Source organism: Mycobacterium saskatchewanense (genome assembly GCF_010729105.1).
In the GTDB taxonomy this organism is placed as follows: domain Bacteria; phylum Actinomycetota; class Actinomycetes; order Mycobacteriales; family Mycobacteriaceae; genus Mycobacterium; species Mycobacterium saskatchewanense.
The window spans coordinates 2302645-2315336 of the sequence record NZ_AP022573.1 but is presented as its reverse complement, the minus strand read 5'-3'; the positions used below and the strand labels follow the sequence as shown (position 1 = coordinate 2315336).

The 12692-nt window shown below is 68.7% G+C and carries 17 protein-coding genes and 1 pseudogene; 12 read left to right on the top strand and 6 right to left on the bottom strand.

What is annotated here, in order from left to right:
* Window positions 1-10: 10 nt before the first annotated feature.
* Both G6N56_RS10600 and G6N56_RS10595 read left to right on the top strand, forming a co-directional pair.
* Entirely contained in the window at window positions 11-694 is a 684-nt protein-coding gene (locus G6N56_RS10600) for a TetR/AcrR family transcriptional regulator (RefSeq protein ID WP_085253968.1), read from the top strand.
* Complete coding sequence (locus tag G6N56_RS10595) at window positions 691-1332, top strand: class I SAM-dependent methyltransferase (protein WP_085253947.1); 642 nt, start codon at window positions 691-693, stop codon at window positions 1330-1332. The genes G6N56_RS10600 and G6N56_RS10595 overlap by 4 nt, the downstream gene beginning before the upstream one ends.
* Window positions 1333-1429: 97 nt before the next feature.
* Here the strand turns inward: G6N56_RS10595 and G6N56_RS10590 are convergent, their stop codons facing one another.
* Window positions 1430-2143, bottom strand: a complete 714-nt coding sequence (locus G6N56_RS10590) for an SIR2 family NAD-dependent protein deacylase (RefSeq protein ID WP_085253948.1) — start codon at window positions 2141-2143, stop codon at window positions 1430-1432.
* 37 nt (window positions 2144-2180) lie between these two features.
* Between G6N56_RS10590 and G6N56_RS10585 the strand changes: the two genes are divergently transcribed.
* The gene (locus G6N56_RS10585) at window positions 2181-2549 is read left to right on the top strand and encodes an Rv1152 family transcriptional regulator (protein WP_085253949.1); all 369 of its coding nucleotides are present in this window, start codon (window positions 2181-2183) and stop codon (window positions 2547-2549) included.
* On the opposite strand, the gene G6N56_RS10580 is transcribed toward G6N56_RS10585, so the two are convergent.
* Both G6N56_RS10580 and G6N56_RS10575 read right to left on the bottom strand, forming a co-directional pair.
* Window positions 2546-3364: a class I SAM-dependent methyltransferase gene (locus G6N56_RS10580; protein WP_085253950.1), complete on the bottom strand. Its 819-nt coding sequence runs from the start codon at window positions 3362-3364 to the stop codon at window positions 2546-2548. The two genes, G6N56_RS10585 and G6N56_RS10580, sit on opposite strands and share 4 nt — an antisense overlap.
* Window positions 3361-3882 carry a DUF1697 domain-containing protein gene (locus G6N56_RS10575; RefSeq protein ID WP_085253951.1) on the bottom strand — a complete coding sequence of 174 codons (522 nt, stop codon included), beginning with the start codon at window positions 3880-3882 and terminating at the stop codon, window positions 3361-3363. The genes G6N56_RS10580 and G6N56_RS10575 overlap by 4 nt, the downstream gene beginning before the upstream one ends.
* Before the next feature lie 56 nt (window positions 3883-3938).
* Here G6N56_RS10575 and G6N56_RS10570 point away from each other — a divergent pair, with 56 nt between their 5' ends.
* The 5 genes from G6N56_RS10570 to G6N56_RS10550 all read left to right on the top strand — a co-directional run bounded on the left by G6N56_RS10570 (window position 3939) and on the right by G6N56_RS10550 (window position 6429).
* Window positions 3939-4382 carry a PPOX class F420-dependent oxidoreductase gene (locus G6N56_RS10570; RefSeq protein ID WP_085253952.1) on the top strand — a complete coding sequence of 148 codons (444 nt, stop codon included), beginning with the start codon at window positions 3939-3941 and terminating at the stop codon, window positions 4380-4382.
* A 16-nt stretch (window positions 4383-4398) separates the two neighbouring features.
* Window positions 4399-4584 carry a DUF5302 domain-containing protein gene (locus G6N56_RS10565; protein ID WP_085253953.1) on the top strand — a complete coding sequence of 62 codons (186 nt, stop codon included), beginning with the start codon at window positions 4399-4401 and terminating at the stop codon, window positions 4582-4584.
* 215 nt (window positions 4585-4799) lie between these two features.
* On the top strand, window positions 4800-5237 hold the full coding sequence (locus tag G6N56_RS10560; RefSeq protein ID WP_085253954.1) for a nitroreductase family deazaflavin-dependent oxidoreductase: 438 nt from the start codon (window positions 4800-4802) through the stop codon (window positions 5235-5237).
* 383 nt (window positions 5238-5620) lie between these two features.
* Window positions 5621-6286, top strand: a complete 666-nt coding sequence (locus G6N56_RS10555; RefSeq protein ID WP_085253969.1) for an HhH-GPD-type base excision DNA repair protein — start codon at window positions 5621-5623, stop codon at window positions 6284-6286.
* A complete protein-coding gene (locus tag G6N56_RS10550) occupies window positions 6283-6429 on the top strand; it encodes a DUF1059 domain-containing protein (RefSeq protein WP_085253955.1) in 147 nt (48 codons plus the stop codon). Before G6N56_RS10555 ends, G6N56_RS10550 begins: the two co-directional genes overlap by 4 nt.
* Before the next feature lie 55 nt (window positions 6430-6484).
* Here the strand turns inward: G6N56_RS10550 and G6N56_RS10545 are convergent, their stop codons facing one another.
* Complete coding sequence (locus G6N56_RS10545) at window positions 6485-7501, bottom strand: Rv1157c family protein (protein WP_085253956.1); 1017 nt, start codon at window positions 7499-7501, stop codon at window positions 6485-6487.
* Window positions 7502-7547: 46 nt separating this feature from the next.
* A complete protein-coding gene (locus G6N56_RS10540) occupies window positions 7548-8225 on the bottom strand; it encodes a hypothetical protein (RefSeq protein ID WP_163645107.1) in 678 nt (225 codons plus the stop codon).
* A 191-nt stretch (window positions 8226-8416) separates the two neighbouring features.
* Here G6N56_RS10540 and G6N56_RS10535 point away from each other — a divergent pair, with 191 nt between their 5' ends.
* On the top strand, window positions 8417-9622 hold the full coding sequence (locus G6N56_RS10535) for a mannosyltransferase (RefSeq protein WP_085258226.1): 1206 nt from the start codon (window positions 8417-8419) through the stop codon (window positions 9620-9622).
* 135 nt (window positions 9623-9757) lie between these two features.
* Here G6N56_RS10535 and G6N56_RS10530 read toward each other — a convergent pair whose 3' ends face one another.
* Entirely contained in the window at window positions 9758-10042 is a 285-nt protein-coding gene (locus tag G6N56_RS10530; protein WP_085258225.1) for a 4a-hydroxytetrahydrobiopterin dehydratase, read from the bottom strand.
* A 26-nt stretch (window positions 10043-10068) separates the two neighbouring features.
* On the opposite strand from G6N56_RS10530, the gene G6N56_RS10525 reads away from it, so the two are divergent.
* From G6N56_RS10525 to typA, 3 genes and pseudogenes are all read left to right on the top strand, one after another.
* Window positions 10069-10461, top strand: coding sequence for a (deoxy)nucleoside triphosphate pyrophosphohydrolase (locus G6N56_RS10525; protein WP_085258224.1), 393 nt, complete (start codon window positions 10069-10071; stop codon window positions 10459-10461).
* Between the two features lie 103 nt (window positions 10462-10564).
* Window positions 10565-10688, top strand: a pseudogene (locus G6N56_RS10520) (respiratory nitrate reductase subunit gamma); the annotation flags it as partial.
* A 73-nt stretch (window positions 10689-10761) separates the two neighbouring features.
* Window positions 10762-12651 (top strand): translational GTPase TypA, encoded by a 1890-nt coding sequence (gene typA, locus G6N56_RS10515; protein WP_085258223.1) that lies wholly within the window; start codon window positions 10762-10764, stop codon window positions 12649-12651.
* Window positions 12652-12692 lie beyond the last annotated feature (41 nt).

Here is a 12692-nt window from a genome sequence, read left to right as displayed (position 1 = left end):
CGTCGAGGGACTGCGCCGGGCGCGGGCCCCGCGGGGTGCCGGAGTGCGGCTCCGTGCCGAGATCCTGGACGCCGCCACCGGCCTGTTGCTGGAGACCGGGCATGCCCGCTCCGTATCGATTCGATCGGTGGCCGAGCGCGTCGGCGTCACGCCGCCCTCGATTTACCTGCATTTCGCCGACAAAGAAGCCCTGATGGACGCGGTGTGCGCGCGCTATTTCGAAAACCTGGACTCCGAGATGCGGCGCGCGCTGGTGGAACACACGTCACCGGTCGGGGTGCTGCGCGCCCAGGGGCTGGCCTATGTCCGGTTCGCGACGCAGAACCCGGAGCTCTACCGGATCGCCACCATGGGGCAATGGCGGTCGGGGAGCAGCGTGGACGCGACACTCGACAGTTCGGCCTTCACGTACATGCGTGCCACCGTGCGGAGGCTGATGGACGACGGTATCTACCAGCGCGATGACCCGACCAAGGTCGCGCTGCGATTGTGGAGCGCGGCGCACGGGGTGGCGGCGATGGTGATTGCCAAGCCGCACTTACCCTTTGGTGAGGTCGAGATGTTTGCCGACAGCGTGCTGTGCTCGGTCTTCTGTGGTCAGGTGGTAATGGGATACTGCGACGCAGATGCCACGCCGCAAATGTTGGCGGAGTGGGTGACCACACATCGTCGGTGGAAGGATCCGCAGAAATGACGCAGGCCGGTGCGGTGAAGATCGACCACCCCTTTTTCGCGCGGATCTGGCCCGTCGTCGCGTCACACGAAACCGAGGCGGTGCGCGCCCTGCGCCGGGAGAATCTGGCCGGCCTGTCCGGGCGCGTGCTGGAGGTCGGGGCGGGCGTCGGGACCAACTTCGTCAACTACCCCGACTCGGTCGAACAGGTGGTGGCCGTCGAACCCGAGCCCCGGCTCGCCGCCCAAGCCGAGGCGGCGGCCGCCGCCGTGCCCGTCCCGATCGTCGTGACCAACCAGAGCGCGGAGGGGCTTGGCGGCGAGGATCCATTCGACGCGATCGTGTGCTCGCTGGTGTTGTGCTCGGTGCGCGATCCAGACGGTGTGCTGCGGCGCCTCTACTCCCTGCTGCGCCCGGGCGGGGAGTTGCGGTATCTCGAGCACGTGGCGAGCGCGGGAGTGCGGGGCCGGTATCAGCGGCTCGCCGATGCGACGTTGTGGCCCAGGTTCTTCGGGAACTGCCACACTCACCGCGATACCGAGCGCTCGATTGTCGGTGCCGGCTTCGAGGTCGACACGTCGCGGCGCGAGCTGACGCTACCGTTGTGGGCGCCGTTGCCGGTGTCGGAGCTGGCGCTGGGCCGCGCACGCCGGCCTTAACTCTCGCCGCTTCGCCGAGTTTTCGCTCAGCGCCTGGTTTTGGCGTAAATGGCGACGTGGACGCTCGATGTGCTCGCCGCCGCGGCCGCAGTCTCCATTACCCCAGCAGGGCGGGGAGCCGCTCGAGCAGGCCGGGCAAGGCCTGGCTGGCGGTCTCGCGGACGCTGATCGTGGCGCTCTTGGACAGCGGGGTGGTTTCGGGGTTCACCTCGACGACGGCCGTGCCGCGCGAGAGGGCCAGCTCGGGGAGCCCAGCGGCCGGATAGACGATCGCGGAGGTACCCACCACCACCATCACGTCGGCGGCCTGAGTCGCCTCGACGGCGCGCTGCCACGGCTCGTCGGGCAACTGCTCGCCGAACCACACGATGTCGGGCCGGATCAGGCCGCCGCAGTGGCAGACCGGTGGCTCGACCTCGAGCGCCGGCTCCGCCATTTTGGGTAGCGTGCCGGTGTAGGGCAAACCGCAATGCGCACAACGGAATTCGAAGAGGCTTCCGTGCAGGTGGTGTACTGGGGCGCTACCGGCGCGCTCGTGCAGGTCGTCGACGTTCTGGGTGATCACGGTGACCTCGACGTGCTTTTGCCAGTCGGCGATGGCGAGGTGCCCCGGGTTGGGCTGAACCTCGGCCACCAGGTAGTGACGCCACAGGTACCACCCCCAGACCCGCTCGGGGTTGTCGCGCCACCCTTGCGTACTGGACAACTCGTAGGGATCGAAGCGGGCCCACAATCCGTTCTTGTCGTCACGGAACGTCGGCACGCCGCTCTCCGCGGAGATCCCCGCGCCGCTCAGCACCGCTACACGCATCCCACCAAGATAGTCGGGCCGGGTGGATACTGAACTGGTGGAGTTGCGTGAGTGGATGCGAGTCGACGTCAAGGCGGGCCGGCCGTTGTTCGACCAGCTCCGTAACCAGGTCATCGACGGAGTGCGGGAGGGCACGCTGCCGCCAGGTACCCGCCTGCCGACGGTCCGCGAGCTGGCCGGCCAACTCGGCGTTGCCGCCAACACCGTTGCCCGCGCCTACCGCGAGCTGGAATCGGCGGCCTTCATCGAAACACGCGGGCGTTTCGGCACTTTCGTTGCTCGCTACGATCCGACCGACGCGGCGATGGCGGCCGCGGCCCGCGAGTATGTCCGAGTTGCGCGAGACCTGGGACTGGGCAAGGAAGACGCGGTCCGCTACGTCGAGGCCGTTCCGGACGACGACTAGCCGAACTCCAGCAGCGTCAGGCGCGGCCGCAGCGGGTGCAGCACGCCGGTCCGGTAGACGGCCGACAGCAGAGTGTTGAAGATCAGGCCGCGTCCCGGTGGGAACCGGAGGTCATGGACGGCGCGTACCCCCGGGATGGTGTCGGTCAGCTCGGCGGCCTGCCGCGCCGACAGGGCGAACGGCATCGGGGGCACCTTGTAGCGCAACGACGTTCGCATGCCGTACCGGTTCACCCTCGCGAACAGGGCCGGGGGCAGATCGAACAGCAGGCGCCCACCGGGAAAGGTCTTGGCGCACGCGGCGATCAGCCCCAGGGCCTGCTCGGGTTGCAGGTACATCAACAACCCCTCGGCGGTGATGAACACACCCCCGGCGGCGTCGACCGAGCGCATCCAGCTGTAATCCAGGGCGGATTGCGCGCACACCGACACCCGTGGCGACGCCGGCAGCAGCCGAGAGCGCACCTCCGTGACGGCCGGCAGATCCACGGTCAGCCAACGGAATCTGGCATCCGCCGCGTCCAGCCGCCAGAAGCTGGTCTGCAGGCCTTCGGCCAACGCCACGACCGTCGCATCGGGGTGCTCCGCGAGATAGGCGCGGGTCTGCGCGTCGAAGGCCAAGGCACGCAGCGCGATGTCCTGGCGCGTCGGACCGAACTTCGCGAAGTCGAATTCGATCGCGTCGTGCAGTGCGATCGCCATCGGATCGTCGAGGATCGCGTCCGCGCGGCGGGCCTCCCGGGCGCGGGCGTGCAGCGTCAGCAACGCCGTCTCGGACACGCCGGTGAGCACGACCTTGTGCCGCGAAGGAGTCACCGCAGCACCTTATCCAGCGTGCGCAGGTTGCGCGTCGTCGTCGACGACTTGTAGCGCGGCTTGCCCATCGTCTTGCCGATCGTGCTGTCCAGCGTGCCGCCCTTGGGCACCTGCCAGTAGATGACCCCGTCACCGCGGCTGATTTTCTCGTCGGGACCGGCGTCCGAGGCGAGGCCGGCCAGTTCATCGAGGACCGCGTCGTCGGCGACGAACGTGACGTAGGACTGGTAGCCGTCGACCTCGCGCTCGAACGGGTAAGCGTCGGCGACGGCGCGCACTGTGTCGATGCCGTAGACCAGCACCCACGCGTCGTAACCGAAGCTGTCGCGCAGCGCGGATTCCGCCTTCTGGCGCACCGCGGCGACACCCCCGGACGCGTCCAGCAGCACGTTGCCGGTGGCCAAGATCGTGCGCACGTCGGTGAATCCGGCCTCGGTCAGCGCGCGCGCCACCTCGGCCATCTTGAGGTTGACTCCGCCGACGTTGACGCCGCGCAGGAACGCCGCGTACCTGGTCATGATCCGATTCCATCAGGCCGCCCGAGAACGCGGCAACGGCGACGTAGGCTTTCGACATGGGACGCCAGGTCTTCGACGACAAGCTATTGGCCGTGATCAGCGGGAATTCGCTCGGGGTGCTTGCCACCATCAAACGCGACGGGCGCCCGCAGCTGTCGAACGTGAGCTACCACTTCGACCCGCGCGAGCTGGTGTTGCGGGTCTCGATCACCGAGCCGCGCGCCAAGACGCGCAACCTGCGCCGCGACCCGCGGGCGTCGATCCTGGTCGACGCCGACGACGGCTGGTCGTACGCCGTGGCGGAGGGTACAGCGGAGCTCACGCCGCCCGCGGCGGCCCCCGACGACGACACCGTCGAGGCCCTGATTACCTTGTATCGCAACATCGCCGGCGAGCACCCCGACTGGGACGACTACCGCCGGGCGATGGTCACCGACCGGCGGGTCCTGCTGACGCTGCCGATTTCGCACGTGTATGGCATGCCCCCCGGGGTTCGGTAGCCGTTAGGCTTCGGGCATGGATGCATCGAAGTCTTCCGAGTCGGCACCCGAGGACGACAACAAGCGCAAGTTCAAGGAAGCCCTCGACCGTAAGATGGCGAAGTCGTCCGGCGGATCGGACCACAAGAACGCCGGCGCCGCCCAACCTCGGGCCCACGGCCCGGTGGAGAACCGCCGCGAGTTCCGCCGCAAGAGCGGGTAGGCGTACCCGAAGGCATCGAGGGCCGGGGCCGATCAGGCACCGCTGCGTCACCCCCAACAGGGCCCCTTCTTGAAGTCGAAGCCGTCCGAGGGCTCGAACCTGACGACCCGTCACTACGAGCGGCGCTCGGCGTGGTGCGCTGGGGCTGGAATCGTCGGCTGTGCCCGGGCCGTGGCAGAGGGAATGCGTTGGGGGGCCGACGTGTTGAGGCGGGCATGACCGAACAAGCACAGCTCAGCACCACCGATTGGGTGCGAGTACACACCGAACAAATACTGGAACAGGGCACCACGGAAGGGATAGGTGAAGGCGACGAGAGGACCTTCAACCGGCCAATCGTCCTCTTCACCGTGATAGGCGCGAAGTCGGGCCAGAGGCGGTACGTCCCCCTGATGCGGGTGGAAAAGGACGGGCAGTACGCGATGATCGGGTCTACCGGGGGAGCCCCGAAGGACCCGGCTTGGGTCCACAACGTCCGCGCCAACCCCGAGGTCACGGCCCAGGATGGTGAGAAGGTATTCGAGGGCAAGGCACGCGAGGTATTCGGGGCTGAGCGAGAAGCGTGGTGGCAGAGGGGAACCGAAGCTTATCCGCACTACATCGAGTTGCAGTCCCTGACGACGAGGGAGATCCCGGTCTTCGTCGTGGAGTGACCCGACAAAACGCAAACCGATGAAGCCCGGGGCCTGCATGGCCCCTGGCCTCGTCCGGTGAAGTCGCCACATCAGCTAGTCCACGATCACGGCGACGGACAACGGGAAACGCAGTTCCAGACGGTGTCCCTGGCCCTCCGGGTGATCGCGGTCAGACAGACGCCAAACATCTTCGAGTCACCAACTCCTCGAGCGAATTGGTAACGGCATTGGGATAGATGGCCCCAACCTGGAGGCGCCGCCGATGGCCACAGCCGCAGCCGCTACAAGACCGGTGTCGACAGTTTCCGGGTGTGCGTTGTGGCCATCGGTCACCACGCGGTGTTTACTGCTGGCATGGTGTTGATCCTCTCCGATGAGAATAGGGAATCTCGTTGACCGTGATGCTCTGCTTGGCGCAGGAGCCCGAGGCCGATCAACTACTGGCCGACAATCCCTTCGCGCTCCTGGTTGGGATGGTTCTGGACCAACAGATTCCGCTCGAAGTCGCGTTCCGAGGGCCGAAGAAAATCGCAGACCGCTTGGCGGCTCGGGATCTCGGTCGTGTTGCTCACGACCAGCAGGTGCCGATGGAGACCGCCTTCGCGGGGCCGAAGAAGATCGCGGACCGGATGGGCGGCTTCGACGCCGGCGAGATCGCCGACTACGACCCGGACAAATTCGCCGCGTTATGCTCGGAAAAGCCTGCCATACACCGCTTTCCGGGCTCGATGGCCAAGCGCATCCAGGCACTCGCGCAGATCGTCGTAGACCGCTACGACGGTGACGCCGCACGACTGTGGACCGCCGGCGAGCCCGACGGCGAGGAACTGTTGCGTCGGCTCAAGGGGCTCCCCGGTTTCGGCGAGCAGAAGGCGCGGATCTTTCTGGCGCTGCTGGGCAAGCAGTACGGCGTGACGCCGACGGGCTGGCGGGAGGCGGCCGGCGAATTCGGTCAGCCCGGCACCCACATCTCCGTCGCCGATATCGTCGACGCCCAGTCGCTTGGGCAGGTGCGCTCCTACAAGAAGCAGATGAAGGCAGCAGCAAAGGGAAAGGCGGGAACGTGAAGACACACCTGAACTGTCCGTGCGGGGAAGCCATCGTCGGCAAGGACGAGGACGAGCTGGTCGACCTGACCCAGGCCCATCTCGCCAGCGCACACCCGAACCTCGAGTACGACCGCGACGCGATCCTCTTCATGGCGTACTGACGCCGGCGCGCGTGCCAATTGACACGCGCGCCGCCGTCCTACCGAAGCCGACCCGTCAGGGCACCACCGTCGAACCGATGGTGGGCATGAACTGGCACTGCCGTTCCTTGGTGGTGACCTGCCCGAAGATGGTCGACATGATGCTCCCCGAACCGGTGTCGGCGATCGCGGTCAATGTCGTCGGCCCGTCGCCGTTGATATCGGTGCGCGGCTTGAGCGCCACCGTTCCGGACTTGCCCGTGGTCAGGTTGACCCAGGTGACGTTCAGCGGCAGCTTCTGCACCTCAGCGGGGCCCGGGGTGCCGACCGCGGTGAACACGTAGGCCGTCTGCCCGGGGCCTGGGCCGGGCGTCGGGATCTTCGCCGGCCCAGCGACCGACAGCGCGGTGGCGATTGCGCTGGTGCCGTCCGCAAGGCAATTTGTGCCAATCGAGGGGTACATGAAGTCCTGTGTGGGCGGCGCGTCCGGCCCGAAACCCGGTGCCGGCGCGGGTGCCGGTGCTGGAGCGGGCGCGGCCTCGGGCGCGGGCGCGGGTGCGGCCTCCGGCGCGGGGGGTGCCGACGCGGGCACCGCGACGGGCTCGGCCGTGCGCGGGGCTGCCGCGGGCGGCGCGTCGGCAGGTGGCGCGTCGGCAGGTGGCGCGGCGACGGGTGCCGGGCCGGCCGCGTGAGCGGGATCGATACCCGTGGGCAGGTGCGACTGCAGGCCGGGTTCGATGCCGGTCGCCGGTACGTGCGGCTCCGGCCCCGTGTTCAGCGCGACCGGCGTACCCGGCTGCTGGACGAACCGATTGACCGTTGCCGCAACGGTTTTGGACTCCGACGGCGCGGTCGGGTTGTGAGTGAACGCTTGCGCGGCGGCCATGAGCAGCTCGGTGGCCTGCCCGGGGTTGCTGGCGGCTTGCTGGATGATCGGGCTCAGCTGCGATAACGCCGGCAGGCCCGGAAGTTGTTGGGTGTTCGGCTGGGGCGCCGCCGGTTCGGCCGCCGCGCTCGGGCACATCCCGAGCGCGGCAGCCGACGCCGTGACGACAGCGGCCAAACCTTTGGACAGATACCTAGTGGTTGCCACGAAATCCTCCGGTCCTGGGTAGTGGCTCAGCTGTCTTAGGGGTCGATCAGGGAATGGCCGAAAGCAACGGCGACATCGGCCCGGCAGGGCTGGCCGCGGGCGCTGCGGCCGGAGCTGCCGGCGCTGCCGGTGCTGCGCCTGTAGCCAGCGCCGTCAGATCCTGGGGCAGTGTCAGCTGCGGCGGCACGTTGACCGGCAGGCCCGCCGGCAACGCCGGCATGTCGACCTTCGCCTGCGGCATCTGGGGGGCGGGCGGCGTGGCGGGTGCAGCCGGTGCCGAAAGCCCCGGGATGGACGGCAGACCCGGAATCGACGGGGCGGCCGGGGCCGCGGGCGCCGCGGGCGCCTGCTGCAGCAAGCCGGGCAGCAGACCCTGAGGCGTCGTCGGTGCGGTCGCGGCCGGTGCCGTCGGCGACGTCAACCCCGGAATGGAGGGCAGCGCGCCGGGGGCCGATGCGGGGGCGGCGGGGGTGGCGGCCGAGGGCACACCCGGGAAGCTGATGCCCGGGGTGGCCGGCGGCGCCGGCGGCGTCGCGCCGAGCGCGGTCGCCAGGTTCTGCAGGATCTGTGGTGCGTTGGCGGCCGAACTGATCAGCTGCTGCGGAATGTTCGGCACCGGCGGAGCCGGCACGGGGTCGGCGTGGGCGATCCCGCCCGTCAGCAGCGCGGCGGACGAACCGACTACGACGGCGGTTGCTCGCAAGTAAGTCCAGATGGTTGGCATGACTCTCCCTGGTTGTCGACGACTGGTCCCTGCCCGAAGCTACTTTGATGCTGGTGGGACTCAAGTGACACGTGTGGCATTTATTTGATCGTTATCGATACGAGTGACGGCGGTTATCGACCGTCCCGGCGGAGCGCCCCCGCCGCGTATGGTGCGCGGCTGGCGCCGCGGGCGTCGCTAAAGTCGGGCGGATAGACACCACCCCGGCCGCCACGGCGGCACCCCGAACCCGGCGGCTCACCGAGACGCTGCAGGCGGCGGCGCCCCTGGTGCTGCTTGCCAGCATCGCCGCCAGGCTGGCGTGGACCTACCTGGCGCCACACGGGGCGAACTTCGTCGACCTGCATGTTTACCTCGGCGGCGCTGCGGCGATCGACCACCCCGGCACCCTTTACAGCTACGTCTACGCCGAACAGACGCCCGACTTCCCGCTGCCGTTCACCTACCCGCCCTTCGCCGCCGTCGTCTTCTACCCGCTGCACCTGCTGCCGTTCGGCGTCGTCGCCTTCCTATGGCAGATCGCCACGATTGCCGCGCTGTACGGCTCCGTTCGGATCAGCCAGCGGCTCATGGGCGTCGGCGGTCGCGGCGTCGCGATGCTGTGGACGGCGATCACCATCTGGATCGAGCCCCTGCGCAGCACGTTCGATTACGGCCAGGTCAACGTGCTGCTCATGCTTGCGGTGCTCTGGGCCGTGTACAGCACGCGGTGGTGGCTGACGGGCCTGCTGGTCGGCGCGGCGGCCGGAATCAAGCTGACGCCGGCCATCGCCGGCGTCTACCTGGTGGGCGCTCGGCGGTGGGGTGCGGCGGCTTCCTCGGCGGCGGTGTTTGCCGCGACCATTGCGGTGTCGGCGCTAATCGTCGGTGACCAGACGCGGTACTACTTCACTCAGCTGCTGGGCGACGCGCGCCGGGTGGGGCCGATCGCCACCTCGTTCAATCAGACATGGCGGGGCGGCATTTCGCGCATCCTGGGCCACGACGCCGGCTACGGTCCGGCCGTGCTGGCCGCCGTCGCCGTCACCGCGGTCGCGGCCATCCTGGCCTGGCGCGCGCTCGACGACGCGGACCGGCTGGGCAGGTTGCTGGTGGTCGAACTGTTCGGCCTGCTGTTGTCCCCGATCTCGTGGACTCACCACTGGGTGTGGTTGGTGCCGCTCATGATGTGGGCGATTCACGGGCCTCGGCGCGGGCGCCCGGGCGCTCGGGTGGTGGGCTGGGGGTGGTTGGCGTTCACCATCATCGGCGTGCCGTGGTTGCTGAGTTTTGCGCAGCCGAACATCTGGCAGATCAGCCGGCCCTGGTACCTGGCCTGGGCCGGCCTGGCATACATCGTGGCGGCGGTGGCGACGTTGATATGGATCGCGGCCTCCGGGCGTCAAGCAAGGGACTAGGCGTCTCGTCGGCGTCGAGATTGCCGGGTGGTCGTGATCTCGGCGAAAGTGCGACCGTTGTGGCAATTTCGGCGGCCGGGCGCGAGCGGCAGCTGGGCGCTCGGCAGCAGGCGCGAGGTGCCAACCAGACACGCCCTAGTCGCCGACGATCCCGTCGATGTCGCGCGCCATGTCGATGTCGTTCTGCGTGATGCCGCCCTCCGAGTGCGTGACAAGCGCGAAAGTCACTGTCCGCCAACGGATATCGATATCTGGGTGATGATCCTTGCGCTCAGCGTGCTCGGCCACCCGGCGCACCGCGTCGATACCCGCGAGAAACGTCGGGAACTTGATCGACCGGCGCAGGACGCCGTCGGCGCGCTCCCATCCGTTGAGGTCGGGCAGTGCGGCGTCCACCTGCTCATCCGTTAACACAGCCATGTCTTGACCGTATACCGTCACTGGCCATGCCGACCCAGATCGTCGTCGCGGGGGCCGTGATCCGTCGCTCCAGGCTCCTGGTCGCGCAGCGCGACCGGCCGCCCGAGCTGGCCGGGCGGTGGGAGTTGCCCGGCGGCAAGGTCGCACCCGGCGAGACGGAGCCCGAAGCGTTGGCTCGTGAGTTGGCCGAGGAACTCGGGCTGGCGGCGCCTGACGTGGTGGTCGGCCACCGCCTGGGGGCCGACGTCTTCTTGCACGCCACGGCGACGCTGCGCGCCTACCGCGTCCGATTGGTCCGCGGTGAACCGCTGGCGCATGACCACCGGGCCCTGCGCTGGGTGACGGCCGCGGAACTGGACGAGGTGGACTGGGTGGCCGCCGACCGCGGCTGGCTCCCGGACCTGCGGCGAGCGCTCTGAGAACAACTTCATAGATTGCCCACAGCCGCTCCGCAGCCGACACACGGCCGCGTTGCAGGTCGCCGATGTCGGGACTATCACAACAGAGGTTTGTACTTATGACGTGGTGCACGTGTTCAGCGCGCCGGCCGCCTACCTGTTCCGGTCCTACATCGTCTACCGCAGTCGGGAGGCCGCGGCCAACGGGGAATTTGGTCGGGTCGGCGCCGCGCCGCCGGGGCTGGTAGGCGCCGACGGCGAGGGAACGCGGCCGCACCTGCCGGTTCGCTATCTAAGGTCGCCGCTGCCAGAATCACCGACGTGCCTTTCCGTAATGTCGCCATCGTCGCCCACGTCGACCACGGCAAGACGACCCTGGTCGATGCGATGCTGCGGCAGTCCGGTGCCTTGACGCACCGCGGTGACGACACCCAGGAACGCATCATGGACAGCGGTGACCTCGAGAAAGAAAAGGGCATCACCATCCTGGCCAAGAACACCGCGGTGCACCGTCACCACCCCGACGGGACCGTGACGGTGATCAACGTCATCGACACCCCGGGCCACGCCGACTTCGGCGGGGAGGTCGAGCGCGGTCTTTCCATGGTGGACGGCGTGCTGCTGCTGGTCGACGCGTCCGAGGGGCCGCTGCCGCAGACGCGGTTCGTGCTGCGCAAGGCGCTGGCCGCCCACCTGCCGGTCATCCTCGTGGTCAACAAGACCGATCGGCCCGACGCGCGCATCGCCGCGGTGGTCGAGGCCAGTCACGACCTGCTGCTCGACGTCGCCTCCGACCTCGACGACGAGGCCGCCAAGGCCGCCGAACACGCCCTGGGTCTGCCGACGCTGTACGCGTCCGGCCGGGCGGGGGTCGCCAGCACCATCCAGCCGGCCGACGGCGAGATCCCCGCCGGCGACAACCTGGACCCCTTGTTCGACGTGCTGATGGAGCACATCCCGCCGCCCTCGGGGGACCCCGAGGCGCCGCTGCAAGCCCTGGTGACCAACCTCGACGCGTCGGCGTTCCTCGGCCGGCTCGCCCTGGTCCGCATTTACAACGGCAAGCTGCGCAAGGGCCAGCAGGTCGCCTGGATGCGCGAGGTCGACGGCTTGCCCGTCATCACCAACGCCAAAATCACCGAGTTGCTCGCGACCGAGGGCGTCGAACGCCGCGCGACCGACGAGGCCGTGGCCGGCGACATCGTGGCCGTGGCCGGTTTCCCCGAAATCATGATCGGCGACACGCTGGCCGACCCGGACCATGCCCACGCGTTGCCGCGCATCACCGTCGACGAGCCTGCGATCTCGGTGACGATCGGCACCAACACCTCGCCGCTGGCAGGCAAGGTGCCCGGCCACAAGCTGACCGCGCGCATGGTCCGCAACCGGCTGGACACCGAGCTGGTGGGCAACGTGTCGATCCGGGTCGTCGACATCGGCGCGCCCGACGCCTGGGAGGTGCAGGGCCGCGGGGAGCTCGCCCTGGCTGTGCTGGTGGAGACGATGCGCCGGGAGGGCTTCGAGCTGACGGTCGGCAAGCCGCAGGTGGTGACCCGCACGATCGACGGCAAGCTGCACGAGCCGTACGAGGCGATGACGATCGACTGCCCCGAGGAGTTCGTCGGCGCGATCACCCAGCTGATGGCCGCCCGCAAGGGGCGCATGGAGGAGATGGCCAACCACGCGGCCGGCTGGGTGCGGATGGATTTCATCGTTCCCAGCCGCGGCCTGATCGGATTCCGCACCGACTTCTTGACCATCACCCGCGGCACCGGGATCGCGAACGCGGTGTTCGACGGCTACCGGCCGTGGGCGGGGGAAATCCGTGCCCGCCACACCGGGTCGCTGGTCTCCGACCGCGCCGGCACCATCACGCCGTTCGCGCTGATTCAGCTGGCCGACCGGGGCCAGTTCTTCGTGGAGCCCGGCCAGGACACCTACGAGGGCATGGTCGTCGGGATCAATCCGCGCGCGGAGGACCTCGACATCAACGTCACCCGGGAGAAGAAGCTCACCAACATGCGGTCGTCGACCGCGGACGTCATCGAGACCCTGGCCAAGCCGCTCGAGCTCGACCTGGAGCAGGCGATGGAGTTCTGCGCCCAGGACGAATGCGTCGAGGTGACCCCGGAGATCGTCCGGGTGCGCAAGGTGGAACTGGACGCGACAAGCCGGGCCCGCAGCCGGTCGCGGGCCAAGGCGCGGGGTTAATCGCGCGTGCTTGGGCGGGCCGCTGGGCGGCTGCTCGATAC

Bases quoted from the DNA above. Each gene is read 5' to 3' on its own strand.
- G6N56_RS10595 (WP_085253947.1), top strand. From the start codon at position 691: ATGACGCAGGCCGGTGCGGTGAAGATCGACCACCCCTTTTTCGCGCGG.
- G6N56_RS10590 (WP_085253948.1), bottom strand. From the start codon at position 2,143: ATGCGTGTAGCGGTGCTGAGCGGCGCGGGGATCTCCGCGGAGAGCGGC.
- G6N56_RS10575 (WP_085253951.1), bottom strand. From the start codon at position 3,882: ATGACCAGGTACGCGGCGTTCCTGCGCGGCGTCAACGTCGGCGGAGTC.
- G6N56_RS10570 (WP_085253952.1), top strand. From the start codon at position 3,939: ATGGGACGCCAGGTCTTCGACGACAAGCTATTGGCCGTGATCAGCGGG.
- G6N56_RS10565 (WP_085253953.1), top strand. From the start codon at position 4,399: ATGGATGCATCGAAGTCTTCCGAGTCGGCACCCGAGGACGACAACAAG.
- G6N56_RS10560 (WP_085253954.1), top strand. From the start codon at position 4,800: ATGACCGAACAAGCACAGCTCAGCACCACCGATTGGGTGCGAGTACAC.
- G6N56_RS10555 (WP_085253969.1), top strand. From the start codon at position 5,621: ATGCTCTGCTTGGCGCAGGAGCCCGAGGCCGATCAACTACTGGCCGAC.
- G6N56_RS10540 (WP_163645107.1), bottom strand. From the start codon at position 8,225: ATGCCAACCATCTGGACTTACTTGCGAGCAACCGCCGTCGTAGTCGGT.
- G6N56_RS10530 (WP_085258225.1), bottom strand. From the start codon at position 10,042: ATGGCTGTGTTAACGGATGAGCAGGTGGACGCCGCACTGCCCGACCTC.
- G6N56_RS10525 (WP_085258224.1), top strand. From the start codon at position 10,069: ATGCCGACCCAGATCGTCGTCGCGGGGGCCGTGATCCGTCGCTCCAGG.